This is a genomic window from Nocardia sp. 149-1B (assembly GCF_057747975.1).
The window spans coordinates 858,253-881,808 of the sequence record NZ_CM173233.1 but is presented as its reverse complement, the minus strand read 5'-3'; the positions used below and the strand labels follow the sequence as shown (position 1 = coordinate 881,808).

At 73.3% G+C, this 23,556-nt stretch carries 23 protein-coding genes; 7 read left to right on the top strand and 16 right to left on the bottom strand.

Going from position 1 to position 23,556, the window contains the following annotated elements:
* The first annotated feature begins 5 nt into the window (after positions 1-5).
* Positions 6-332 carry a hypothetical protein gene (locus tag AC3ANS_RS04255; protein ID WP_488294922.1) on the top strand — a complete coding sequence of 109 codons (327 nt, stop codon included), beginning with the start codon at positions 6-8 and terminating at the stop codon, positions 330-332.
* 24 nt (positions 333-356) lie between these two features.
* Entirely contained in the window at positions 357-725 is a 369-nt protein-coding gene (locus AC3ANS_RS04250; RefSeq protein ID WP_488294921.1) for a carboxymuconolactone decarboxylase family protein, read from the top strand.
* Positions 726-896: 171 nt separating this feature from the next.
* Here AC3ANS_RS04250 and AC3ANS_RS04245 read toward each other — a convergent pair whose 3' ends face one another.
* Entirely contained in the window at positions 897-1,877 is a 981-nt protein-coding gene (locus tag AC3ANS_RS04245; RefSeq protein ID WP_488294920.1) for an aldo/keto reductase, read from the bottom strand.
* A 30-nt stretch (positions 1,878-1,907) separates the two neighbouring features.
* Positions 1,908-2,450, bottom strand: a complete 543-nt coding sequence (locus tag AC3ANS_RS04240; protein ID WP_488294919.1) for a hypothetical protein — start codon at positions 2,448-2,450, stop codon at positions 1,908-1,910.
* A 50-nt stretch (positions 2,451-2,500) separates the two neighbouring features.
* Here AC3ANS_RS04240 and AC3ANS_RS04235 point away from each other — a divergent pair, with 50 nt between their 5' ends.
* Positions 2,501-2,833 (top strand): TfoX/Sxy family protein, encoded by a 333-nt coding sequence (locus AC3ANS_RS04235; RefSeq protein ID WP_488294918.1) that lies wholly within the window; start codon positions 2,501-2,503, stop codon positions 2,831-2,833.
* A gap of 15 nt (positions 2,834-2,848) precedes the next feature.
* On the opposite strand, the gene AC3ANS_RS04230 is transcribed toward AC3ANS_RS04235, so the two are convergent.
* From AC3ANS_RS04230 to AC3ANS_RS04205, 6 genes are all read right to left on the bottom strand, one after another.
* Positions 2,849-5,611, bottom strand: coding sequence for a UPF0182 family protein (locus AC3ANS_RS04230; protein ID WP_488294917.1), 2,763 nt, complete (start codon positions 5,609-5,611; stop codon positions 2,849-2,851).
* Positions 5,612-5,721: 110 nt separating this feature from the next.
* Complete coding sequence (locus AC3ANS_RS04225; RefSeq protein ID WP_488294916.1) at positions 5,722-6,054, bottom strand: TraR/DksA family transcriptional regulator; 333 nt, start codon at positions 6,052-6,054, stop codon at positions 5,722-5,724.
* Entirely contained in the window at positions 6,051-7,169 is a 1,119-nt protein-coding gene (rlmC, locus tag AC3ANS_RS04220) for a 23S rRNA (uracil(747)-C(5))-methyltransferase RlmC (protein ID WP_488294915.1), read from the bottom strand. Before rlmC ends, AC3ANS_RS04225 begins: the two co-directional genes overlap by 4 nt.
* 136 nt (positions 7,170-7,305) lie before the next feature.
* The gene (locus AC3ANS_RS04215; RefSeq protein WP_488294914.1) at positions 7,306-7,893 is read right to left on the bottom strand and encodes a hypothetical protein; all 588 of its coding nucleotides are present in this window, start codon (positions 7,891-7,893) and stop codon (positions 7,306-7,308) included.
* Positions 7,894-7,965: 72 nt separating this feature from the next.
* Positions 7,966-9,243 carry a cation:proton antiporter gene (locus AC3ANS_RS04210; RefSeq protein WP_488294913.1) on the bottom strand — a complete coding sequence of 426 codons (1,278 nt, stop codon included), beginning with the start codon at positions 9,241-9,243 and terminating at the stop codon, positions 7,966-7,968.
* A gap of 103 nt (positions 9,244-9,346) precedes the next feature.
* The gene (locus tag AC3ANS_RS04205; RefSeq protein ID WP_488294912.1) at positions 9,347-9,700 is read right to left on the bottom strand and encodes a VOC family protein; all 354 of its coding nucleotides are present in this window, start codon (positions 9,698-9,700) and stop codon (positions 9,347-9,349) included.
* A 160-nt stretch (positions 9,701-9,860) separates the two neighbouring features.
* Here AC3ANS_RS04205 and AC3ANS_RS04200 point away from each other — a divergent pair, with 160 nt between their 5' ends.
* Genes AC3ANS_RS04200 through AC3ANS_RS04190 form a run of 3 tightly spaced genes read left to right on the top strand, consistent with a single transcriptional unit; the run spans position 9,861 to position 12,033 of the window.
* Positions 9,861-10,571, top strand: coding sequence for a hypothetical protein (locus tag AC3ANS_RS04200; RefSeq protein WP_488294911.1), 711 nt, complete (start codon positions 9,861-9,863; stop codon positions 10,569-10,571).
* A gap of 38 nt (positions 10,572-10,609) precedes the next feature.
* On the top strand, positions 10,610-11,173 hold the full coding sequence (locus tag AC3ANS_RS04195) for an RNA polymerase sigma factor (protein ID WP_488294910.1): 564 nt from the start codon (positions 10,610-10,612) through the stop codon (positions 11,171-11,173).
* Positions 11,173-12,033 (top strand): hypothetical protein, encoded by an 861-nt coding sequence (locus AC3ANS_RS04190; RefSeq protein ID WP_488294909.1) that lies wholly within the window; start codon positions 11,173-11,175, stop codon positions 12,031-12,033. Before AC3ANS_RS04195 ends, AC3ANS_RS04190 begins: the two co-directional genes overlap by 1 nt.
* On the opposite strand, the gene AC3ANS_RS04185 is transcribed toward AC3ANS_RS04190, so the two are convergent.
* On the bottom strand, positions 12,000-13,154 hold the full coding sequence (locus AC3ANS_RS04185; RefSeq protein ID WP_488294908.1) for a fatty acid desaturase family protein: 1,155 nt from the start codon (positions 13,152-13,154) through the stop codon (positions 12,000-12,002). The two genes, AC3ANS_RS04190 and AC3ANS_RS04185, sit on opposite strands and share 34 nt — an antisense overlap.
* 45 nt (positions 13,155-13,199) lie before the next feature.
* Positions 13,200-15,056 carry a hypothetical protein gene (locus AC3ANS_RS04180; RefSeq protein WP_488294907.1) on the bottom strand — a complete coding sequence of 619 codons (1,857 nt, stop codon included), beginning with the start codon at positions 15,054-15,056 and terminating at the stop codon, positions 13,200-13,202.
* Positions 15,057-15,217: 161 nt separating this feature from the next.
* On the opposite strand from AC3ANS_RS04180, the gene AC3ANS_RS04175 reads away from it, so the two are divergent.
* Complete coding sequence (locus AC3ANS_RS04175) at positions 15,218-16,339, top strand: acyltransferase family protein (RefSeq protein WP_488294906.1); 1,122 nt, start codon at positions 15,218-15,220, stop codon at positions 16,337-16,339.
* Here the strand turns inward: AC3ANS_RS04175 and AC3ANS_RS04170 are convergent.
* The 6 genes from AC3ANS_RS04170 to AC3ANS_RS04145 are packed head-to-tail and all read right to left on the bottom strand — an operon-like array spanning position 16,299 to position 23,502.
* Positions 16,299-17,456, bottom strand: a complete 1,158-nt coding sequence (locus AC3ANS_RS04170) for a CDP-glycerol glycerophosphotransferase family protein (RefSeq protein WP_488294905.1) — start codon at positions 17,454-17,456, stop codon at positions 16,299-16,301. The genes AC3ANS_RS04175 and AC3ANS_RS04170 overlap by 41 nt on opposite strands.
* Positions 17,453-18,748: a lipopolysaccharide biosynthesis protein gene (locus tag AC3ANS_RS04165; protein WP_488294904.1), complete on the bottom strand. Its 1,296-nt coding sequence runs from the start codon at positions 18,746-18,748 to the stop codon at positions 17,453-17,455. Before AC3ANS_RS04165 ends, AC3ANS_RS04170 begins: the two co-directional genes overlap by 4 nt.
* Entirely contained in the window at positions 18,745-21,117 is a 2,373-nt protein-coding gene (locus AC3ANS_RS04160) for a hypothetical protein (RefSeq protein ID WP_488294903.1), read from the bottom strand. The genes AC3ANS_RS04165 and AC3ANS_RS04160 overlap by 4 nt, the downstream gene beginning before the upstream one ends.
* The gene (locus AC3ANS_RS04155; RefSeq protein WP_488294902.1) at positions 21,114-21,971 is read right to left on the bottom strand and encodes a lysophospholipid acyltransferase family protein; all 858 of its coding nucleotides are present in this window, start codon (positions 21,969-21,971) and stop codon (positions 21,114-21,116) included. The genes AC3ANS_RS04160 and AC3ANS_RS04155 overlap by 4 nt, the downstream gene beginning before the upstream one ends.
* The gene (locus tag AC3ANS_RS04150; protein WP_488294901.1) at positions 21,968-23,050 is read right to left on the bottom strand and encodes a glycosyltransferase family 4 protein; all 1,083 of its coding nucleotides are present in this window, start codon (positions 23,048-23,050) and stop codon (positions 21,968-21,970) included. The genes AC3ANS_RS04155 and AC3ANS_RS04150 overlap by 4 nt, the downstream gene beginning before the upstream one ends.
* Positions 23,047-23,502 carry a hypothetical protein gene (locus tag AC3ANS_RS04145; RefSeq protein ID WP_488294900.1) on the bottom strand — a complete coding sequence of 152 codons (456 nt, stop codon included), beginning with the start codon at positions 23,500-23,502 and terminating at the stop codon, positions 23,047-23,049. The genes AC3ANS_RS04150 and AC3ANS_RS04145 overlap by 4 nt, the downstream gene beginning before the upstream one ends.
* Between the last annotated feature and the right edge of the window lie 54 nt (positions 23,503-23,556).

Below are 23,556 nucleotides of genomic sequence, written 5' to 3'. Positions count from 1 at the left end.
AGCGCATGTCTTCCGACGAGCGGCCCGTCCCGCCGACGACCCTCGACGCGTTCTACGACCTCGTGCCGCAGGCCGAGGAGATCGACCTGCGCGACGAGCTCGATCGAGAGGAGCAGCGACGCCGCTGGCTCGACCTGCTGAGCCCGCTGCTCAGCTCCGTCGACCCGGCGGCCAGCCTCGACGAGGCCACGGACGGGGCCGCCGACGAGCCTCTCATCGGCGGCCCGGACCCCGAGGACGAGCCGTGGCAGCTCTCCGACGGCCAGGTCCTCGGCATGCTCGAGCACCTGCTGGGCGCGGAGCAGATGGACGGCCGGAACCACCTCGACTGATACCCCCTGGGGTATAGTGGCGACATGACCTCCACCGGCACCGAGCACCCCCACGGCAAGGACGTCCTCGACGCCCTCTCCCCCCTCCACCGCCAGCTGCGCCAGGCCGTGCCCGACGTCTACAAGGGCTTCGGCGAGCTGCACCGCGCGGCGTTCGCCGAGGGCGCGCTCGACACGCGCACCAAGGAGCTGATCGCGCTGGCCATCGGCGTGGTCGAGGGGTGCGACGGGTGCATCGCCTCCCACGCGCAGGCCGCGGCGAAGGCCGGAGCCAGCAAGCAGGAGGCCGCCGAGGCGATCGGGGTCACGTTCTTGATGAAGGGCGGCCCCGCCACGATCTACGGCCCGCGCGCCTACGACGCATTCTGCGAGTTCGCCGACGCCCAGGCCTGAAGCGGCCCCCAACCAGCGCGACTACCGCAACCACACCGTCGGAACACCGGCCCCCAGCCGCATCCGCGGCGGGCGTGGCGCCGAGCCACCGTGGAGGCTAGCTGCCGCGGCGGCGAAGCCGACGCGGCTGCGATAGCCGACAGGGCGGCGAAGGCGACACGCCAGACGCGGTTACCAACGGTCGTGGATGGCCGCGCGGAAGTAGGTGTCGTAGATCCGGGCGACGCCCTCGAGCACGGCCTCCGGCAGCGGGTCGACGCTGCCCGCGGCCGCGTTGGCCCGGGCCTGGTCGGCGTTGCGGGCGCCCGGGATCACCGTGGTCACGCCCGGCTGCTGCACCACCCACGCCAGCGCCGCCTGGGCGGGTGTCACGCCGAGGTCGCGCACCAGCGCGCTGAACTCCTGCGCGGCGCGCACGCCCGCCTCGAAGTCCACACCGGAGAACGTCTCGCCGACGTCGAACGCGCTGCCGTCACGGTTGTAGGTCCGGTGGTCGTCGGGCGCGAACGTCGTGTGCTCGTCGTAGCGCCCCGAGAGCAGGCCGGACGCCAGCGGCACCCGCGCGATGATCGCGACGCCCGCCTCGGCTGCCGCGGGGAGCACCCGGTCCAGCGGCTTGAGCCGGAAGGCGTTGAGGATGATCTGGATCGAGGCGACGTGCGGGCGGGCGATCGCCGACAGCGCCTGGTCGGCGGTCTCGACGCTGACGCCGTACGCCGCGATCGCACCGTCGGCGACCAGCGTGTCGAGGGCGTCGTACGTCGCATCCGCATCGATGACCGCGCCCGGGGGGCAGTGCAGCTGGACCAGGTCGAGGGTGTCGACGCCGAGGTTGCGCCGCGACCGGTCGGTCCAGGCGCGGAAGTTGTCCAGCGTGTAGTTCTCGGGCAGCTGGTCCATCCGCCGGCCCATCTTGGTCGCGACGACGATGTCCGGGTGGTCGCGCAGGAACCGCCCGATGACCTGCTCGCTACGGCCGTCGCCGTAGACGTCGGCGGTGTCGAAGAACGTCACGCCCGCGTCGACGGATGCGGCGAGCACGGCGAGTGCGTCGTCCTCGGAGACGTCACCCCAGTCCGCGCCGAGCTGCCAGGTGCCGAGACCGATGACGGAGGCTGGACGTGCGGTCCGGCCGAGGGTGCGCTGCTCCATGCTGCCGAGTCTGGCACGGGGTCCGAGCGGTCAGCCGGGGAGGTAGGACAGCACCCGCTTGGAGAACCGGTGCTTGCCCGGCACGTAGTCGTCGGTCCGCGCAGGCCGGTCCATCGCGTAGGACCGCACGGACACCGAGAAGCGCGCCGAGGGCGCCAGGCAGCTGGGGTCGACCCGGAGGACCGAGCGGCGGCGGTCCATCTTCAACGAGGCACAGCCCTGGTCGGTGATCTCCTGGCCGTGGCGGGTCCAGGAGTGGGTCTTGTAGACGGCGTACTCGGAGAACGACGGGCCGGTGATGAACAGGTCCGGCTCCCAGTCGGCGTCGGTGTCCACCCAGGCATCGATGGCGTCACCCACCTCGACCCGTCGGTCGTGCTGGATCACGATCGTGGCCTTGCGTCCCTCGGCCGGAGCGGACGTGATCGTCACCGACACCACGTCGAAGGCCTTGCCGGGCTCGACGGGGTCGACGATGGTGATCTCGGTGGCCGGTGCCGCCGCCGCCGGCGGCACCACCGCTGCGACCAGGGCGAGGGCAGCGAAGCACGAGGCGACCCGAGTTGTGCGCATGGGGCCAGTGTGCTCCCGCGCGGAAGCAGAAGACAGGAGACTTTGGTCCCATGACGTACAACGAGCAGCTCGCGGCCCGGCTGCGCGACGTTCTCGCCGGGGAGCCCGGCCTCACCGAGCGGAAGATGTTCGGAGGCCTCGCGTTCCTCGTCCACGGTCACATGGCGGTCGCGGCCAGCCGTGAGGGCGGCCTGCTGCTCCGCGCCGATCCGGACCGCACCGAGGAGCTGCTCGGCGAGCCGCACACCAACCCGTTCGTGATGCGCGACCGCGAGATGCGCGGCTGGCTGCGCGTCGAGCCGGACGGCCTCGTGGACGACGACGCGCTCGAGCGCTGGGCCGAGATCGGTGTCGGCTACGCCCGCACGCTGCCGCCCAAGTAGCCGGCCCGACGATCCCTACGAGGCGTTCGGCCGAGCGTGTGGCTGGGTGTTCGAGGCCGTCTCGTCGTCACCGGACGCGAGTGCGGCAGCCAGCGCCGAGGGCAGGTCCTGGGTGAAGCCGGGGTCGCCGTCGCCGTAGATCGCCACCACGTGCCGCAGGATCGGGAACGAGCTGCCGCCCGCGGCCTGGGTGTAGATCGGCTCGACCTCGAGCATCCGCCCGCCGAGCGGGAGGGTGAGCAGGCTGCCCAGGACGACCTTGGAGTTGCCGCCGCGCTGCAGGGTCAGGGCCTCGGAGATCGCGGTGGTCGACTCGATGTCGTTCTGGACCTGCGAGGGCGACCCGACCGATCCACCGGCCGGGAACTGCAGGAGCGTGAACTTGCCGTAGTCCGGACCCGGCTCGCTGTTGACGGACAAGAACCCGGCCAAGCGCTGGCGGTTCAGCGTGACCAGCGGGCTGCTGAGCGAGAACTGGGCCTTGCCGAAGCCGTCGGGCGACAGCGACATGTAGACCGACGGCTCGCTCGCCGCGGCACCGCCTCCCGCGCTGCCGGAGTTGAGCTGGGCGTTGGCCGCGATCGTCGGGTCGGCCGGGACCTTCCAGAAGTCGTTGCCGCTGTAGAAGTCGGCGGCGTCCGTGACGTGGTAGCGCGTCAGCAGCAGGCGCTGCACATCGAAGAGGTCCTGCGGGTAGCGCACGTGCGCCAGCAGCGACGCCGGCATCTCCGACTGCGGCTGGACGAGGTCGGGGAACGTCGCCTCCCAGGTCTTGAGCAGCGGATCGGGTGCGGCGTCCTGGTTCCACTCGTAGAGCGTCACCTTGCCGGTGTAGGCGTCGACGGTGGCCTTGACCGAGTTGTGCAGGTAGTTGACCGTGCGGTGCGGCTGCGCCACCGAGGAGCCGTTGGTGGTCAACGTGCTGCGGGTCGCGTTGTTGAGGTCGATCTGCTGGGAGTCGGGGTAGTTGCTGCTCGAGGTGTAGCCGTCCACGATCCAGGTGATGTCGCCGTCGACCACCGCCGGGTACGCCGTACCGTCCAGCGTCAGCCAGGGCGCCACCGCCGCGATCCGGGCCCGCGGGTCGCGCACGGTGAGGATCCGCGAGTCGCCGGTGACGCCCTTGCTGAGCACGATGTTGGGGTCGTGCAGCTTCACGGCGTACATCAGCTGCCGGATCGTCGAGCCGATCGGGACGCCACCACCCCCGGCGTACGTCGTGTGCGCCGCGGTGGATCCGTCGCTGCCGCCGGGGTGGTCGAACTCGACGTCGCTGCCGGCCGCGGGCTTCCCGACGATCGAGTAGCTCGGCGAGGACTGGCCGAAGTAGACCTGTGGGTGCTCGACCGGGATCTCCTGCGTCGGGGGCATTCCCGCGTTGAGGAAATCAGGCTCGGAGGTCTTGGCGTCGAACGTGTCCGAAGGCGCGGCGACCACGCCGTACCCGTGGGTGTAGACGAGGTGGCGGTTGGCCCAGCTGCCGAGGGAGACCTTGCCGACGTGCAGCTCGCGCACGGCGATCGCGACGTCGCGCGAGGAGCCGTCGAGGACGTAGCGGTCGCTGTCCAGCGTCGACTTGAACCCGTAGTAGGCCTCGAGCTGCTGCTTGACGTTGAAGGTGGGGCTGAGCCGGTTGGGGTCGAGCACCCGGATCTGGGCCCCCTGCTGCGCCTGCTGGCGCAGTGCCGCGCCGTGCAGGCGCTTCGACCCGCCGTACGACGTGGTGTCGACCGTGCCCTCGAGGCCGAATGCCGCCCGCGTCGCGGCCATGTTGCGACGGATCTCGGGCAGTGACAGCGTCGAGGCGCTCGGCTTCTCCCGGAGCCGGGCGACCACCGCGGGCCACGCCGAGCCGGCCACCATGGAGGCCACCAGGCACACGGCGACGCCCATCGCGAGCACCTTGAAGCGGCGCAGGACCACGTTGACGGCCAGCAGCACGGCGACCAGCAAGACGGCCACGATCATCACGATCTTGGCCGGCATGACCGCATGGATGTCGGTGTAGGACGCCCCGGTGACCGTGCCCCGGTTGGAGGTGACCAGCGACGCGCGGTCCAGCCAGTAGCCGGCAGCGGCCAGCACCAGGTAGGCCACGCCGTACGCCGAGAGCTGCGCGGTGACCGCGCGGGTGATGCGCGCCGGGCCGACCAGGCGCAGGCTCTCGTGGAGGACGGCCGCGACGACGGTGACGACCAGGCCCCAGACGACCGCGGTGCTGAGGAGCGTCACGACCATGCGGTGCAGCGGCAGCACCTCGACGTAGTAGGAGATGTCGCGGTGGAAGACGGGGTCGGTGGTGCCCCAGTCGGTGGCGTGGCGCCAGAGCTGCCAGGTCTGCCACTGGCCCGCGGCGCGGGAGCCCAACCGCACGCCGCACCCGACCGCGGCGACGGCGATCGTGACCCGGCACATCAACGTGTGGTGCGCGCGCAGCCGCAGCCGCCACGCCGGGGTCTCGCGGAGCTCGGGGTCGTGCGGGGGCAGCGAGCGTCCGCGGAACGCCCACCAGGCAGCGAGCCCGCCCGCGAGGGCGCCGACAGCGCCGAACAGCACGAACAGCAGGATCTGGGTGCGCAAGATCGTCGAGTAGACGCTCCCGGCGCCCACCGAGGCGAACCACCACCGGTTGGTCTCGACGTTGACCACGACCCGGACCAGCACGACCGCGGCCACCAGGACCAGGGCGACCACGAGGAGGCGCCTGCCCCACCGCACGAGGCGGTCGGTCAGGGCTGCGAACTCCGGGACGTCCTCGGACGACTCCACATCAGGCACGAACGGCCACACTAGGCCCGGTCTCTGAAGGTTTCCTAAGCGAACGGGCGCCCGGCCCGTTGGCCCGGGCCGGGGTCCCGGGCCGGTCCGGGACCCCGGCCCGGCAAGGTTCAGGCACAGCTGACGCAGGTCGTCGCCGTCGGCCGCACCTCGAGGCGCTCCTCCGGGATCGGCCGGCCGCAGACCGCGCACCGGCCGTAGGTGCCCTCCGAGAGCCGGACCAGCGCCGCCTCGACCTCGGCGAGGTGCTGCTCGGCCTGGCGCACCAGCGCCCCCACCTGCTCGCGCTCGAACGCGATCGTGGCACCTTCCGGGTCGTGCTCGTCGTCGGCGTTGGTGTCGCGGGAGGCATCGACGAAGCCGCGGTAGTCACCCCGCAGCGCGGCGAGTCGCGCCGTCGTACGCCGCTGCTCCGCCTCCAGGCGCTCGCGCGGGCCGCTCACGCGCGCTCCAGGAGCACGAGCACCTCGTAGTGAGCGGTGTTCGGGAACATGTCGAGCAGCTGCCCGCGGACCGGCCGCAGGCCCGGCATCGTGTCCAGGTCGCGGGCGAGCGTCTGGGCGTTGCAGCTGGAGTAGAGGACGTGCCGCACCCCCGAGGCGTCGAGCCAGCCGGACAGCTCGGGCCCGATGCCGCGGCGCGGCGGGTTCACCACGACCAGGTCGGGGGCGGCCGGCTGGCTCGCGGCGTACGCCGTCGCGTCGCCGGCCTCGAAGCGCACCCCCTCCAGACCTGCCTCGTCGCGAGTCCGCTCGGCGCTGGCGACCGCCTCGGTGCTGATCTCGATGCCGGTGACCGCCCGCTCGGGCCGGGCCAGGGCGAGCGCGAACCCGCCCACCCCGCAGTAGAGGTCCCACACGGTGCCCGGGCCGACCTCGTCGGCCCACGCACGCGCCCGCCGGTAGAGCTCGGCCGCCATCGCGGTGTTGGTCTGGAAGAAGCTCTGCGGACGCAGGTGCAGCGCCAGCCCGTCGACCCGCATGAGCAGGGACTCCTGCTCGGTGAGCACGATCTCGCGCTCACCCTCGAGCACGGCCTTGTGCTCCGGCTGGAGATTCACCGACACGACGACGGCCGGCAGCCGCTCGACCAGCACCGGCAGGTGCTTGCGGATCCGCGCCACGGGCTCCTGGGACCGCAGCACGAACCGGACCATCAGCTCGCCGTCCGGCGACTCGGTCACCAGCAGGTACTTCAGCTCCCCGCGCCGGGCCCCGACGTCGTACGGCGTGAGCCCGGCGTGGGTCACGAACGCCGCGAGCTCGGGAAGCGCGGCCTGGATCCCCGGGGTGTGCAGCGGGCAGTCGCGCAGGTCGACGCCCGCGCCGGCCGGGTTGAGGATGCCGAGCGTCGGCTCCTCGACGGTGCCGCTGACCACCATCTTCGCCTTGTTGCGGATGCCGAGCTGAGCGCTGGCGACCGGCGGGAGCCAGGTCGGGGCGTGCCCGGCCAGCAGGTCCTCGACCAGGTGCTGCTTGGTGGCGAGCTGGTCGGCGTACGCCGTGTCGAGCCACGTGCACGAGCGGCACCGACCGGCGTCGAAGTGGGAGCAGAGCATGACCCTCCCAGGCTACGGGGCGGCGCGGATCACCCGGGCGGTCCGGACCGGCCCGCGGTTCTCGGCGCTCTGGTTGGTCGAACGTTCGACCGTGGTCTGGTGCCGATGGGTATCGGGGCGTGGCGGTGCCGGGCGATCACGCACGGCCCGACCTGTGATCGCGGTACATCGGGGCCGGCTCGCCGTAGCGCACCCGGCGCACGGCCCCGGGCAGCGCGTCGGCCAGGAGCTCGGCGGCCGCCGCCGAGCACCCGACGGTGAACTCGATCTCCTCGTCGACCTCGCACGCCACGCACCACGCCCGGTCCGCGGGCCACACCAGGTGCGGCTCCTGGAAGTGGCCTTCCGCAGAGCCGTGCCACGCCAGGGCCGGCGCGTCGCGGAGCGCGTCGATCCGCCCGGTGAACAGCAGCATCATGCGGTACGGGATCGGCACGCGGGGCGCCTCGGGGAGCGGCGCCCCGCTCGCCCAGCCCTCCCAGACGGCGGCGTACCCGGCGTCGGGGGTCGTCGTGCAGCGCCCCAGCACGGCCAGGGCGGTGCGCAGGGCCGGGGCCTCGGCGGCTGTGCTCGCGTCGTGGCCCGCGGCGAGCAGGACCCGCACGTAGACCTCGAAGCCGGGCGGGCCGTAGCGGACCAGCACCGACCAGTCGACCCCGCCGGCCTCGTCGCCCAGCAGCCACCGCGCCGCCGCCGCGTCCGGGGCCGGTTCGATCCGCGTCATGGCTCCAGTCTGGGCCACCGACGATGGGCCACCCACGATGGGCCACCCACGATGGGCGGAGCGCGGACGACGCTACGAGGCGTCGGGGTCGCCCACCCGGCTCATCACCGGGGACGCGAGCACGCCGTGCAGGAGCACCGAGGCCACGACGGTGAACGACACCGTCGACCACAGCCAGTCCGAGCCGAGCTCGGTGGCCTCGCCGGCGGCGTACGCCAGGTAGTAGATCGAGCCGATGCCGCGGACCCCGAAGAACGCCGCCGCCCAGCGCTGACCCGGGGTCAGCGGTGGCTTCTCCCGATCGGCGCGCACCGCGAGCCCGACCCAGCCGGCCACCGGCCGGATCACCAGCAGCAGCGTCAGCCCGATCGCGACCCCGCGCCAGTCCAGGCCGCCCAGCAGCCCCCGGCTCAGTGCGATCCCGAGCACCAGCAGCACGAACAGGGTCAGCAGTCGCTCGAGGCGCTCGGCGACCTCGTGCATCGCCGCGTGGTAGTCGTGGGATCGCTCCGCGGAGCGGAACGTCATCGCGCAGACGAACACCGACAAGAATCCGTAGCCGCCGACGACGTCACCGATCCCGTACGCCGTGACGAGCGCCGCCAGCGCGAGCAGCGACTCGCCCCGCTCGGCCACGCGCAGCGAGCGGCTCGCGGAGCGGAACGCGACCCACGACAGCACCCGGCCGACCGCGATGCCGACGACCACGCCGATCAGGACCTTCGCGACCAGGTAGAACCCCACCCACTCCAGCGCCCAGCCGGACACCCCGCCCTCGGTGGCGAGCAGGATCGCGGCGTACACGAACGGGAACGCGAGACCGTCGTTGAGCCCGGCCTCGGAGGTGAGCGTGAAGCGCAGCTCGTCGGACTCGTCGACCTCCCGGTCGCCCGTCTGGGGGCCGGCGACCTGGACGTCGGAGGCGAGCACCGGGTCGGTCGGCGCCAGGACCGCCCCCAGGAGCAGCGCCGCCGCGGGCGCGATGCCCGCGCCCCACGCGAGCAGCGCGACCGAGCCGATGCACAACGGCATCGTGATCCCCAGCAGGCGCCAGGTCGTGCCCCAGCGGGCCCAGGAGGACCGGACCCGCGGGTTGAGCGGTCGGTCGAGGGCCAGGCCGACACCCATCAGCGCCACCAGGACGGCCAGCTCCGTGACGTGCTCGATCGTGGCGCGGTTGGCCTGTGGGTCCAGCGGCATGCCGTCGGGGAGCGGTGTCAGCCCGATGCCGATGCCGACGGCCACCAGCACCATCGGGGCAGAGATCGCCCACCGGTCCAGGAGCTCCGGCAGGACGATCGCCAGGAGCAGGCTGACCCCGGCGACGACGTACACGAGGTCAGCGGTCACGTCGGGCAGTACCCCACCAGCCGCCGCTCATCCACCCGGACCCACGCCGACTCGGCACAGTCTGAGGCGGTGGATTCAAGCCGCGCCGACTCGGCACTCAGGTTCAGGCGGGTTGCCAGAGCTCGACCCGGTTGCCCTCGGGGTCGGTGACCCAGCCGAACCGCCCGACACCCTCGAAGTCCTGGACCTCCTCGGACACGTCCGCACCCGCCGCACGCAGCTGGTCGAGCATCGCGTCCAGGTCGCGGACCCGGAAGTTCAGCATGGTCTGCTGGGTGCGCTGCCCGAAGTAGTCGGTCTCCGCCTCGAACGCCGAGAACACCGTCGGTCCCGCAGCCGGCTGCCACAGGCCGTGGTCGTCGGTGTCGAGGCCCAGGCAGTCGCGGTACCACGCGATCAGCGCCGTGGAGTCCTGCGCACGGAGGAAGTACCCACCGATTCCCAGCACACGTTCCATGGCGTCAGCCTGCCAGCAGGGTCGACGTCCTCCCCCCGGATCCGCGGATCCGGGGGAGGACCCGGGAGATTTGTTCCGCGGACCCGTATCCCCGGCGCCGACGCCGACGATCTACCGGTTGAGTGCGCTGAACCGCAGCGCCCACCGGGAGGACGACACCGTGAGCACCTACTACTCGCACCGCCGTGGCGTGGCCGCCGTGGCCGCGGGCCTGGCAGCGATCGCCGCGCCGCTCGCGCTCGGCAGCCCGAGCTCGGCCCAGACAAGCCGGGACAGCGACGGCGACGGCATGCCCAACCGCTGGGAGATCGCCCACCACCTCGATGCGCACCGGGCCAACGCCCGCGGAGACGCCGACCACGACGGGCTGCGAAACATCGGTGAGTTCCGCCGCGGCCTGGATCCCCGCAACCAGGACACCGACGGCGACGGCGACGACGACGGGGACGAGGTCAACGACGGCTCCGCCACTACGGACCCGGCGGTGGCCGACACCGACGGCGACGGGACTCCCGACGGGGACGAGGACGCGGACTCCGACGGCGTGGCCAACGAGGACGAGGACGACGCCACCGAGTCGTGCGTGGCCGACGACCGGGACGCGGACTCCGACGGCGTCGACAACGAGGACGAGAACGAGGACGGCACGGACCCGGCGGACGCGGACTCCGACGACGACGGGGTCGCCGACGGCAACGAGGACTCCGACTCCGATGGGGTGGACGACGAGGGCGCCGACGACAGCGCGCACGACGCCTGCTCGACCTCCGACGAGGGCGAGGACAGCGACGACGACGGCGCCAACGGCAGCAACAACGGTGGCGACAACGGTGGCGCCGGCGGCCGCACCGTGTGGTACGCCGTTGCGTGACCACTGCACCGGCTCGGGTGGACGCACAATGTGACCCCGTGGACTTCCAGGACCTGCTGCACGATGCACGGCTCGGCGAAGGCACCGCCTTCGCCGAGCTGTGGGCGCGCCATGCGGGCCGGGTGGCGGCGTTCGTGCGGTTCCGCGGCGGCGTCGACGTCGACGAGATCACCAGCGACGTGTTCGTGGCAGCGTTCGGCGGCATCGACAGGTTCGACGGCGACGAGGCCGGCTTCGCCGCCCTGCTCCTGACCATCGCCCGGCGACGGGTCGTCGACGAGCGGCGACAGCGGTCCCGCCGAGTGCCGCTCACGTCGTGGCGGGCCGAGGACGACGTCCGCGCGGTGCCCAGCGTCGAGGACGACGTCGTGGACCGAGCAGCCGCCGACGACCTCGCGGCCCACCTCGACCGGTTGACCCCCGACCAGCGCGAGGTCGTCACGCTCCGCCTGCTCGCGGACCTCTCGCTCGAGCAGACCGCCCACGTGATGGGCAAACGGGTCGGCACCGTGAAGTCGCTCCAGCGGCGGGCCCTGGACGCGCTGCGGCGCTCCCTGGACGCAGATCCGCGCACGACCACTCTCGACAGCAAGGCGACCTGATGACGACGCTCCTGACCGACGAGCAGGCTGAGGCACTCCTCGCCGCCGCCCGCGGCTCCGGGCTGCCCCCGCAGGCTGAGCTCCGCCCGCTCACCGACGCACTGGCCTCGCACCGCGCGGCGCTCACCGCCGCCCCTCTCCCCCAGGCATCTCCCGCCCTCCAGACGTGGCTGACCACCGGCACCGGCGTCCCGTCGGCCACGCCCGCCTGGTGGCGCCGCGCGCTGCAGGCGCTCGCCGGGCTCGGCCTCGGCGTCCAGGTCGCGATCGGGACCGGCGCAGCGGTCGCCGCCGGACTCGGCATCGCCCACCACCAGCACCTCCTGCCGGGCACCGGCGAGCAGGAGCAGCCTCCGGCGCCGCGTGACCGGGCCCCTGCCTCCGGCACGCCCACCGGCGGCGCCTCCCCCGACACTCCCGTGGGCACGTCCCCCGTCGTGCCCACGGGAGTCCCTTCCGGCGCCGGCGGGGCGTCCCCGGGCGGCCCGGCCCAGCCGGGCACCGGCGCACCCGGCGGGAACGTCGATCACGGCGAGGGACCCGGCGAAGGCCCCGGCGACGGTCCGTCGGGGGACGACGGCGGCACCGAGCCCGGTGACCACTCCGGCGGGACCGACGACCCCGGTGCCGACGACTCAGGCGCCGACGACCCCGGTGCCGAGGACTCAGGTACCGAGGACCAAGGCACCGACGACCCCGGCGACGACTCAGGCAGCGACGAGACGACGGGTCCCTCGCAGGGGGCTACCGACGAGCCGTCGCAGGAGCCCACGGAGTCCGAGGGCGCGAGCGACCCGGACGCCCCGGACCAGCCCGAGGGCCCTGATCAGGCCGGACGGGCCGCGAGCTTGCGGAGCTGAGGCACCAGGTTGCGGCGGTTGGTCTCGGCCAGCCACCCGTTCGGCAGCGAGAGCCGGACGACCTTGTGCCAGGCGCTGGCGACCTGGCGGACCATCGGGCGCGCGTTGTAGGCCAGGCCGTGCTTCGCGAACACCTCCCGCACCCGGGGTGCGATCTCGGCGTACCGGTTGCTCGGCAGGTCGGGGAAGATGTGGTGCTCGATCTGGTGGGAGAGGTTGCCGGTCATCAGGTGCAGCGCCGGCGAGCCGGAGATGTTCGCGGAGCCGAGCATCTGGCGCAGGTACCACTGTCCGCGGGACTCGTCGACGTCGAGCTCGGCCTGCTCGAAGGTCTGCACACCCTCGGGGAAGTGGCCGCACATGATCACCGAGTGGCTCCACAGGTTGCGCACCAGGTTGGCGGTCGCGTTGGCGGCCAGGGTGTTGCGCCAGCCGCGGCCCGAGAGCGCGGGGTAGAGCACGAAGTCCTTGGTCAGCTGGCGGCCCGCCTTCGCGAGCGCCACCTTCACCTCGGCCTTCTTCTCCGGCGACATGTTGCGCTTGTCGCGGATGTGGTCACCCAGGTCGAGGTCGAACATCGCGATGCCGTACTCGAAGATGCAGGCGGTGACGAAGTTCCAGAACGGCTGGACCAGGTGGCGCGGCTGCCACTCCTGCGCCTCGTCGACGCGCATGATGCCGTAGCCGAGGTCGTTGTCCATGCCGACGATGTTCGTGAACGTGTGGTGGGTGACGTTGTGGGCGCGCTTCCATTGGGCGGCCGGCGTGACGTGGTCCCACTCCCAGGTGCTGGAGTGGATCTTGGGGTCGCGCATCCAGTCCCACTGACCGTGCAGGACGTTGTGCCCGATCTCCATGTTGTCGAGGATCTTGGCGACGGTCAGGCCTGCGGTGCCGAGGACCCACGCCGCGGGACGGCGGCTGCGCAGCAGCACGACGCGGCTGCCGATCTCGAGCATGCGCTGAGCTCGGACGACGCGGCGGATGTACGTCGCGTCCCGCTCACCGCGGCTGTCGAGGACGTCCTGCCGGATCGCGTCGAGCTCCGCACCGAGCTGGTCGACCTGCTGCGAGGTCAGCCCGCCGGGTGCCGTGCTGGGCTCCGTCTGGGTTGCCGTCATGGTCATCAGTGTGCCTTGCGGATGCGCGACACGCCCAGGCTCCGGTCAGCCTCCGGGCGTGGTGACGTACGCCGAGCGCGCGGCCGGCCCCCGGCCGACAGCGTTCTCGGCGCGCACCAAGAGCCGCACCCGGGTGCCGGCGGGAAGCCGTGAGATCGTCGCGCGGTGCCTGCCCGGGCCCACCGTGAGCGTCCGGCCGGCACACACCAGGCGGTAGCCGGTCAGCGCGCTGCCGTTGGCTGCGGCCGCGCGCCACGTGACGGTGACGCCACGGCGAACGGCCGACGCCGAGACCGCGCGCGGTCGACCGGGAACCCCGGCCGGGACGACCGCCGGGGCCGAGACGACCGGGGAGACGCCGTCGGCGCCCAGCGCCCGCACCGCGTAGCGGTACGCCGTGCCGTTCACGACCGCGTCGTCGGTGTAGGACCGGACGTGCGGGCCCACCCGGGTGGACACGCCACCGGGCTCGCGGGTGACCTCGAAGCCGGTCAGGTCCGCCGAGGTGGCGGGGAGTCGCCAGGTGACCGTCGCGCTGCCGTTGCCGGGCTGGGCCACGACGTCCCGCGGCTGCGGAGGCTGGGTGGGATCGATGGTGATCGCGGTGACCTGGCCGTCGAGCTGCAGCGGCAGGGTGGTCCCGGTGGCGTCGGCGACCGGGTCCGCGCCCTGGCTGGGCCGGTAGACCCGCAGGCGGCGGTCGTCGCCCAGCCGCAGCGTCACGTTCGCGGGCGCCACGGCCAGCCGCTGCTGGTTCACCGGGTCCCACACCGACGCGTCGCGCCACAGCAGCAGCACGAACCGGCCGTCCCGCTTCTGGGTGAGCAGGTAGTGCGCGTCCGCCGGCAGGCCGTCGGCGGTCACGGCGAGCGACCCGGGGGTGAACGAGGGCCCGGGGTCGGCGAGGAGCCCGAGCAGGTTCTGCATCGCGGTGTAGGCCGGCTTCGGCGACCAGTCGCGCCGCATCAGGCCGAAGTGTGCCTCGGGGTCGACGGCGCCCGGATCGTCGAACTCGTCGACGAGCTCGTAGCTGTAGACCCGCTGCTCGCCACGCAGGACGTGCTCGAGCAGCAGCCGCGGCAGGTAGACGCCGCCCACGTCCTCGGGGACCGGCCGGTGGCCGTTCGTGGTGTGGACCGCGTTGTGGTAGCCGGCCTCGGTGGTGATCAGGGGCTTGCCCGTCACCAGCTGGCGCACCGCCTGGCTGATCTGGGTGATCAGGTTCGACGGCGGGTACCCGCCGGGGTAGATGTGGGCGTTCGCCACGTCGGCGTACGGCGTCAGGTCGCCCGTCTGGCTGTAGTTGCGCCCGAACGCCAGCGCGGGCGCGAGCACCGGCAGGTGGGCGGTCGCCGGCTCGGCCTTGGCCGCGGTGTAGAGCTGCCGCTGCCAGGTGGTCATCGCGCTGACCCAGTCCGTGCCGCCCCCGAACAGGTCCCACTCGTTGACCCCCTCGAGGCTCTCGACGGCACCTGCCGGGAGCTTGTCCGCCACGGTCCGCACGTAGTCCGCGGGCGTGCCGGGCCGGTCGGGCCGGCCCATGATCAGGTCGAAGCGCACCCCGGCGTCGCGGGCGACGGTCCGGATCGCGTCGTACTCCCGCGGCGCGTCCAGGAACAGGTCGTCGCGCACGTGCCGCACCCCGAGGCCCGAGAGAGCACGCGCGACGGCGTCGTAGTCGCGGTAGGGGGTGTCGAGGAAGTTCAGGTGGATGCCGACGCCGTAGCTGTCGACGATCGAGTCGGCAGGGACGGCGCTCAGCTCGCGGATCGCGGCCCGAGGCTCGGCCGGGGCGCCCGAGCGGGCCGCGCTCGCCGGGGTGGGCGCGAACGCGACCAGGGTCACGGCGAGGGCTCCCACGAGCGCGCCGGCGAGGGCCGGCGACGCCGGTCTAGTCCACATGGGCACTGATGCTAGACGGACTTGGAGCCCCGACGTGACGCGTCGCCACCCATTGGATACCGGTGGTACGGACCGCTGGAGACCGGGCCATAACGCGATCCGCTCCCCCTCGTTGGACCCGAACGTCTCGGTGACCAGTGGGAGACAAAGGGGGACCCGTCGTGGCGGGCACAGGCAGGTTCGACTACCTCGACGGGATCCGCGCGGTCGCGATCTCGGCCGTCCTCGCCCTGCACTGGTTCAGCTGGTACGTCCCGCTCTTCCACGGCGGCTCGGTCGGCGTCGACGTGTTCTTCGTGCTCAGCGGCTTCATCATCACCACGATGCTGTGGCGCACCCCGCTCACCGGCGGCTGGGCCCGCGGGTGGGCGTCGTTCCTGCGCCGGCGGGTGCTGCGGCTCTACCCCGCCCTGGCCGGGCTGGTGGTGGGCGGCGTGCTGCTGTACGCCGTCGTCCCCAGCGCCCCCGACGGTCCGGTCGAGGTGGCGGGTCACGGCGTCCTCGCGCTGACCCAGGCCTCGTCGGTCTGGGCGGCGGGCCAGCACGGGAGCCTGTGGCTGCCCGGGCTGGAGCCGTTCGGACAGACCTGGTCGCTGGCGGTCGAGTGGTACTTCTACCTGCTCTGGCCGCTGGGCGTGCTGGTCGCGCGCTCGCGTGGGTGGTCGGCGGTCCGGCTGGGCCGCGCCGCCCTGGTGCTGGCGGCCGCGGCGTACGTGCTGTCGCTGCCACTCGGGACGTTCGCCTTCTACTTCGGGCCGTCGGCGCGCTCGGCCGAGCTGCTGGTGGGTGCCGCGCTCGCGCTGCGCTTCGCCGCACACGGCCAGCCCGCGGATCGGGCCCGACACGGCACGCTCGCCGCCGCGGTCGCGCTCGGGGCGGTGACGGCGTACGCCGTGCTCGGGCGCGACGGCCACGACCTGCTCTACCGCTACGTCGGCGTGCCGGTGGCGGTGCTCGCGACGGTGGTGCTCATCCACACCGGCTACGCCTCACAGACGGGGCCGGTGCACCGGCTGCTCGCGCACCCGTGGCTGGCCGCGGTGGGGCGGCACAGTTACAGCCTGTACCTGTGGCACATCGTGCCGTTCCTGCTGCTGCAGGACGCCGCGCTGCCCAAGCCGGTGCTCGGTCTCGTCGCGGTGACTGCGGCGGTCGTGCTCACCGTGCTGAGCTACCGCCTGCTCGAGCGCCCCTTCCTGCACCCCCGCAGCGACGTGCTGCGGCCCGCTCGGGCCGAGCCGCTCAGCCCGAGCTCAGCACGCCCCGCTTCACCAGCTCGGTGAGCAGGTCGTCGGCGGAGGTCGAGGACGGGTTGAGGCCGATCCGGCGGGCGACCGCCCGCCGCTGCGCGGAGTCCACCGCGCCGGCGGCGTCGAGGTCGGCCAGGAACCGCTCGAACGGCCGGTCCCGGACGTCGACGACCTCGCCCGGCACCCAGTCGAGGACGTCGGCGGGATGGAGCGCGCGGGAGTACGACGCACGGTCGGGCACCAGGAACGCCAGCGGGCGGTCGAGCAGCAGGTAGTCGACCCACACGCTCGAGTAGTCGGTCACCAGGCCGGCCGAGGCCCCGAGCAGCGCGTAGAGGCTCACCCCGGCGCGCACGAGGTCGTCCTCGTCGACGGTCACCACACCCGGCCAGCGGCGCCGGTCGGCGTCCATCGGGTGCGGCTTCACGACCAGCGCGATGCCGCGGGCGGCCAGGCCGTCGCGCAGCGCCGCGAGCTCGGCGCGCCCCTCCTCGGCGGGTACGCCGTCCCCGTGCACCCGCATCGCGCCGACCGCACGGGCCTGGCGGAACGTCGGCATCCACACCACGAACGGGCCGGCGATGCTCAGCCGGGCGAGCCGGGCGGGGTCGACCGGCTGGCCGAGCTGGTCGGTGCGCGGGTTGCCCGTCAGCAGCACGCGCTCGGCGGGCACCTCGAACCCCTCGGCCTGCCAGGGTGACCACAGCGAGGTGCTGCCGACGAAGTAGGTGCTGGCGATCAGCGCGCCGACGCCCTTGTCGGGGCGGATGTCCTTGGGGCCGTCGCCGTGCCAGAGGTTCACGATCGGCTTGCGTGCGCACGGCCGCGGCGAGCCGTAGAGCCCGTGGGTGAACAGCACCGCCTCGGCCCGCAGGTAGGCCCACAGCCCGCGCAGGCTGGCCTTCGGCACCAGCACCAGGCCCCGGTCCGCCAACGCGCGCACCTCGTCGGGCACGGGGCCCCGGTCGCGCAGCCACACCACCCGGCCGCGGTAGCGGCGGACGAGCGCCCGCGCGACCTCGACACCGTTGCCCTCGGTGGCGGGATAGACCGACAGCACCACCGACCGCGAGGTGGGCACCACCCGCGACAGCACGCCCAGGGAGAGGCGCAGGGTGCCGAGCACGACGGAGAGAGCGACGTTCCTCATCGGGCGGCCAGCTCCGGCTCGGCGACCGGCACGGCATCCGGGAAGCGTGCGACGGTCGCGGTGACCAGCCAGCCGAGCACGCCGCCGACCGCGTGCCCGATCCCCCACGCCGCCGCCACCCACACCGTGCCGTGCGGCGCCAGCGCCACGGCCAGCACCAGCATCACCGCGGTGCTGACGAGCTGCACGAGGATCATCGCGAGCAGGTTGCTGGCCAACCGCAGCCGCATCGCCGACCAGTAGTTGAACGCCGCCCCGACCGTGGCCAGCGAGAGCACCCGGAGCGTGGCGGTGCCGGAGTCGACGTAGTGCGCCCCGAAGATCTGCAGGAAGTACGGCGCGGCCACGACCATCGCCAGGCAGCCCGCTGCCGAGCAGGCGAGCAGGGTGAGCCCGCCCTTGCGGACCACCCGGTGCCGGCCGGTGGTGGCGCGCTCGCTCTCGGCGTACGCCGAGTTGGCCACCGCGAGCACGACCGCGTGCAGCAGCGTGACGACCTGGAAGCTGATGAAGTACGCCCCGCCCTGCTGGGCGCCCAGCGCGTTGATGACGATCAGGGGGAAGACCAGCAGCGGCAGCACGGTGAGCACATAGGTGACGTAGCCGGCCATGGCGAAGCGACGGGTGGCCAGCAGCTCCGGCGACGGGCGCAGCGAGCGGGTGCCGGGCAGGTGTCGCAGGATCGCCCACACGCTCGCGGCCGCGCAGCACGCGATCGCGCCCCCGACCGAGCCGTAGAGGCCCAGCGCGCCGGCCCCGGCGAGCAGGAACGGCAGCACGCACTTGAGCAGGCTCATCAGGACGCCGTTGAGCTGCAGGTAGGACCAGACCCGGTTGATGCCGAGGAAGACGCTGTCGGACAGCACGTTGAGCGCGGTGGCCGCCACCAGCACGCTGAAGACCGCGATCGCGGCCGGCGAGTCGAGCACGTCCGCCAGCCGCGGCGAGGTCCACGGCAGCAGCAACGCGTAGAGCAGCGCGAACGCGCCGCCGGCGACGCTCACCACCAGCGCCGCCGAGAGCACGTCCGCGGCCTTGCGGGTGCTCTGCGGCAGCGTGCGCAGCAGCGCGATGTTCAGGCCCAGCTGGGCGAACAGGCCCAGGGAGTCGCCGGCTGCGACCAGCGAACCGGCCAGGCCGACGTCGGCGGGGTGGGCCAGGCGTGCGGCGATCACCCAGAACACCGCTCCCCCGCCGGCCATCAGCAGCGTGGTGGCGAACATCAGCGCGGAGTTCATCAGCAGCGGGTCCTGGCGGACCGCGCGCACCTTGGCGACGACGGGATGGGTCATCGGTAGATCCGGGCGTCCGGCCCGCTGTAGACGAGGTCGAGGTGGTCGTCGAGGTCGTGGAGCGGGTAGGTGTAGGTGAGCAGGTCGCCGGTGTAGAAGATCGTCGAGACGCCGCGGTCCATGATCTGGCTGTCGACGAACACGTAGGCGTCCTTGGACAGCAGCGTCGGGTAGAGCCGGTCGGCCACGGGCGCGCGGTTGTCGCTGAGCGCGAGCAGGCGCACGTTGACGTTGCGGTTGGCGATGATGCGCTCGTTGGTGCGGTCGGCGTGGTCGACCGCCCCGAGCCAGTCGATCGCCTGCATCTCGGGATCGGAGACGAAGAATCGGTCGTAGTAGACCCCGGACGCCGCGAGCGCCATCCGCTGCTGCTGGCCGCCGAGCGCGACCGAGAGCACCCCGGCGAGCACCAGGAACAGCGCGACGGGGACCGCCGCGGCGAGCACCGTCGAGAGCCGCGGCGCCCGGGCGGCCAACGGTCGCAGCGCGACCGCGAGGCCCATGGCCAGCATCGGCGCCACCACGAGCAGCGTCTGCTGGAAGGCGCGCAGCACGCCGTAGTCGACCGACAGGTTGGGCACCACCACGATCAGGCCGAGCGCGGCTACCGTCCCCGCGGAGAGGTAGGTGAGCTCGCGCGAGAGGCCCTCGGCACCGTCGGCCCGGCGCCGCAGCCGCCGGCGCACCAGCCACAGCACGCCGAGCAGCAGGAACACCTGCATCAGCACCGCGGCGCCGAACCGCAGCGCGTTGGCGACCGGGTCGGCGCCGTCGTCGTGCAGCTGCGGGGAGAGCTCGGCCGGGCCGGGGTGGGCCACCACCCGCTGGTCGGCGGGGATCTCGGCGTCGCGGTAGGCGACGGTGTCCTTGACGAACAGGTCCATCCGCTCGCGCGGCGTCGTCTGGTCCCCGGAGAAGATCCAGTAGGACGTGTCCGAGGAGCCGGGGCCGTCCACGCCGTGGCCGGTCAGCGCGTCGACCGTCTGTCGCACCACGTCGCGAGCGTGGCCGCCGGTGTGGGTGACCGGCCCGGCCCAGGCCAGCGTGATCGCCACCAGGACGGCCACGACCAGCGGGTGCATCAGCACCAGCGGTGCGGCCGGTGGCCCGGCGGTTGTGCCCCTGCGCCGGCGTACGGCTCCGGTGAGCACCATCGCGACGAGACCCGCGACCAGCGCCATCAGCAGCACGTACGTCGTGGAGTAGTGCGACACGATCACGCCGACCCCGAGCACGACGACGAGCGCGCGGGCGCCGCGCCGGCGCCGGTCGGGCTCGGTGGCCGCGAGCAGCGCGAGCGCGAGGAAGAAGAACGCGACCTCCTGGCGCACGAGGTAGGGCATGTCGGTGGAGAACGTCGGGAACGCCATCGTCAGCACGGTGCCGCCGAGCGCGACCGTGCGAGGCACGAAGCGTCGGGCGAACAGGTAGGTCAGCACCGGCACGAGCGCGAACACCAGCTGCAGCAGCACCTTGAAGACCAGCTCGCCGGACAGCCCGGTGGCCTGCACGAGCACCGTGGGCAGGATGTTGACGCTCAGGCAGGCGTTGTAGGCGCTCGGCAGGTCGCTCATCTGCCAGTTCTGACCCTCGTTGGTGAGCCGGAACGCCAGGAACTCGGCCTGGATGTCGTGGCCGGTGATGCTCCACCCGCGCAGCGAGGTCGCCAGCAGGAGGGCCGCGGCGACCAGGCCGATCGTGCGTACGTCGCGCCCCAGCGTGCCGGCGTGGCCGAGGAGCAGCACGAGCAGGGCGCCGCCGGCCAGCAGCACCGCGACTAGCGCGACCTGGCCTCCGGCGTCGTTGTTGAGCCGCACCGCACCGAGCACCGCCGCGACCAGGGCGAGCACGCCTAGGGCCTGCGCCGGCTCGATCCGCGCCACCCAGGCCGACCGCAGTCCCCGGCGTACGGCGTCGTCGGGCAGCAGCCGCACCGAGCGCCGCCACGAAAGCAGCACGGCGTCGACCACGAACCACGCGACCGCGAGCGGCGCCGGGGCCAGCGGCCGGTCGACGCCGACGACCGGCAGGACCGTGTCGAGCAGCAGCCCGCCGAGCATCAGCGCGAGGATGCTCAGCCCGACGGCGTACATCAGCCGCGCGGCCTCGCTGTCGGCCGCGAACCGTGCCCGCCGGTGCAGCACCAGCGCGGGCAGCCCGACGAAGGTGACCAGGGCGACGGCCGGGCGGACCAGCGGCACGTCGGCGTCGAAGCCCACCAAGGCCTGGGCTGCGGCGAGCAGCAGGAGCGCCAGCGCCGGGCGGTGCCACCGGCGGTGCCACCGGCGGGGCGGCCGGGTGACCGGCTCCGCGAGGTGGGCCGGTGCGGTGTCCTCACGGGTCTCGTCCGGCAGGATCGACAGCGTCACGTCGCCACCTCGCGGGTCCCCGCGGATGCCTCGGCGCGTCCCCACCGCGACAGCGGGAGGTCGGTGGCCTCGGGCCACCGGGTCTGCACCGCCTCGTGGACCACGAGCGCCGCCTCGAGCAAGGCCTGCGGCGAGCCGTGGTCCGCGGGCTCGATCGGCGGGTGCAGCCGGATGACGGGGCCGCGGGCGTCCTCCTCGGAGGTCATCACCACCAGCGGCGCACCGGCCTCGGTGGCCAGGCGGGCCGCGCCGAACGAGCCGAGCACGTCGCGGCCCAGGAACCGCAGCGGCGTGCGGCCCGGGACGTCGGAGGCGATCGCCAGCACCTCACCGCAGCGCAGCAGCTCGAGCAGACCGGCTGTGCCGGCGGCGGTCGTCACGACCTTGCCGCCGTTCGCGGAGCCGACGCGCACGTGCTGCTGGATCCACAGCGGGGCGTCGGGCTCGACCATGTAGGGGTGCACGACCATCGTGCAGGGCACCCCGGCCCGCGCGATCGACGGGAACGCGCCGTCGTAGTAGCCGTGGTGCATGAAGTTCAGCAGCACTCCTCGACCGCCGGCGCGGGCGGCGACCAGGTGCTCGATGCCCTCCACCCGCAGGCCGGTGAGCAGCCGCGGGTGCCAGCGCAGCTCGCCGCGCCGCACCTGGTAGCGCACGTAGGCACGAGCCACGGCCTCGAGGTCGGTGCCGGGACGGGCACGCTCGAGCAGGAAGCCCATCTGGGCCCGGGCGTCCTCGCGCACGCCGGCCCGCGACCACGCGACCTTCGTGCGGACGGCGACCAGCAGCGGCAGCAGCACCGTCGGGGTCGCCCGGCGGAGCACCGCCACGAATCGCTCCAGCATCCTCATCGCGCCGCCCCCCGGATCACTCGCACGGTCGTCTCCTCCTGCTGGCGCCAGTCCCAGCGCGACGGTCCGGGCCGGACGTCGCCACCGAGCACGTCGGCCAGTGCCTGCGCCAACGCCGCCGGGTCGCCCGGCGGCACCAGCCGCCCGTCCTCCCCGTCACGCACCACGAACGGGATCCCGCCGACTGCCGAACCGACCACCGGGCAGCCGCAGGCGATCGCCTCGGCCAGCGCCATGCCGAACGACTCCGACTCGGTCAACGACGGCAGCACGGTCACCCCGGCGCGGCGGTAGTGGGCCGGCAGCCGGTCGTGGTCGACGCGGCCCGACCAGTCGACGAGGTCGGCGACGCCCAGGTCGGCGGCCTGCTTCTGCAGCGCCTCGACGTCGTCGCCGTCGCCGACGACCTCGAGGCGTACGCCGGGCACCAGCTCGCGCAGCCGCGGCAGCGCGTCGACCAGCACCTGCAGGCCCTTCCAGCGCGAGGTCCGCTCGACCCGCCCGACGTACAGCACCCGGCACTCGCGGGGCGTGCCCGCGGGCGGGGGGCTGAACAGCTCGGTGTCGACGCCGGGCGGCACCAGGTGGGCGCGTCCGGTGGCGTGGGCGAGCGACGTCGGCGAGACCGCGATCAGCTCGCGGCTGCGGGAGAAGACGCGGGGCAGCACGTGGCGCTCGTAGGCACGAAGCATCGGGTCGACCGGGTGACCGCCCTTGACCAGGGAGCCGGCGTGGTAGGTCAGCACCACGGGCACCGGTGAGGTCAGGGCGGCGATGTCCGCGAGGCCGGGCACCGGCGCGTGGGCGTTGACGACGTCGATGTCGAGGCGGCGCAGCAGGCGGCGCACCTGCCACCACCACAGCGGGTTGAGGGGGGTGTTGGAGAGCGTGATCCACGAACGCAGCCGGATCACCGGGATGCCGTCATGGGCGTCGCGGCCGGCCCGGCGACCGGTGGTGACCACGGTGACGTCGTGGCCGGTGTCGCGCAGCGTGCGCGCCACCCAGGCGGCGTACTCCTCGACGCCACCGGCGTCGGGAGGGAACCGCGGGGCCAGCACCGCCACCCGGGCGCTCACCGCGATCCTCCGGGACAGTGGGCGTGCAGCTCCTCACCGGTCGAGGGCAGCCGGACCGAGACGTCGTAGGGCTTCGCGGAGCTGCCGAGGGAGCGGCTGACGCGGGCCGTGCGGCCGGGCTCGACGTCGACCGAGCCACCGGTGCGCACGCCGTCGACGTCCACGTCGTAGGCGAGCCGCTCGGTGTCGGCGAGGTGGCTGGTGACCTCGAACGTCACGCGGGCCGAGCCACCGGTCGTCCCGCACGTCACGGGCGGGCCCGATGCGGCCCGGGGGAAGAAGAGCTCGACGTACGGCTCGCGCTGGTGGCTGGCCGACAGCGCGATCTGGTGGCGGAGACCGGGAAACGCGAGTGCGGCCGCAGCCACGAGGAGCAGCGCGAGCGCCGTCACCGGCAGCACGCGCTGGTGCCAGCGCGGTGCCTCGGCTGGTGCATACCGGGTGCCCGTCACGATCGTCCTCGCGTCCCTCGTCGCGTGCTTGCTGGCTGCGCCCGAGCGCGTCGG

Coding starts and splice junctions, on each gene's coding strand:
- AC3ANS_RS04170 (WP_488294905.1), bottom strand. CDS start 17,456: ATGAGGAACGTCGCTCTCTCCGTCGTGCTCGGCACCCTGCGCCTCTCC.
- AC3ANS_RS04255 (WP_488294922.1), top strand. CDS start 6: ATGTCTTCCGACGAGCGGCCCGTCCCGCCGACGACCCTCGACGCGTTC.
- AC3ANS_RS04180 (WP_488294907.1), bottom strand. CDS start 15,056: ATGTGGACTAGACCGGCGTCGCCGGCCCTCGCCGGCGCGCTCGTGGGA.
- AC3ANS_RS04185 (WP_488294908.1), bottom strand. CDS start 13,154: ATGACGGCAACCCAGACGGAGCCCAGCACGGCACCCGGCGGGCTGACC.
- AC3ANS_RS04245 (WP_488294920.1), bottom strand. CDS start 1,877: ATGGAGCAGCGCACCCTCGGCCGGACCGCACGTCCAGCCTCCGTCATC.
- AC3ANS_RS04240 (WP_488294919.1), bottom strand. CDS start 2,450: ATGCGCACAACTCGGGTCGCCTCGTGCTTCGCTGCCCTCGCCCTGGTC.
- AC3ANS_RS04165 (WP_488294904.1), bottom strand. CDS start 18,748: ATGACCCATCCCGTCGTCGCCAAGGTGCGCGCGGTCCGCCAGGACCCG.
- AC3ANS_RS04190 (WP_488294909.1), top strand. CDS start 11,173: ATGACGACGCTCCTGACCGACGAGCAGGCTGAGGCACTCCTCGCCGCC.
- AC3ANS_RS04235 (WP_488294918.1), top strand. CDS start 2,501: ATGACGTACAACGAGCAGCTCGCGGCCCGGCTGCGCGACGTTCTCGCC.
- rlmC (WP_488294915.1), bottom strand. CDS start 7,169: ATGCTCTGCTCCCACTTCGACGCCGGTCGGTGCCGCTCGTGCACGTGG.
- AC3ANS_RS04205 (WP_488294912.1), bottom strand. CDS start 9,700: ATGGAACGTGTGCTGGGAATCGGTGGGTACTTCCTCCGTGCGCAGGAC.
- AC3ANS_RS04155 (WP_488294902.1), bottom strand. CDS start 21,971: ATGAGGATGCTGGAGCGATTCGTGGCGGTGCTCCGCCGGGCGACCCCG.
- AC3ANS_RS04250 (WP_488294921.1), top strand. CDS start 357: ATGACCTCCACCGGCACCGAGCACCCCCACGGCAAGGACGTCCTCGAC.
- AC3ANS_RS04215 (WP_488294914.1), bottom strand. CDS start 7,893: ATGACGCGGATCGAACCGGCCCCGGACGCGGCGGCGGCGCGGTGGCTG.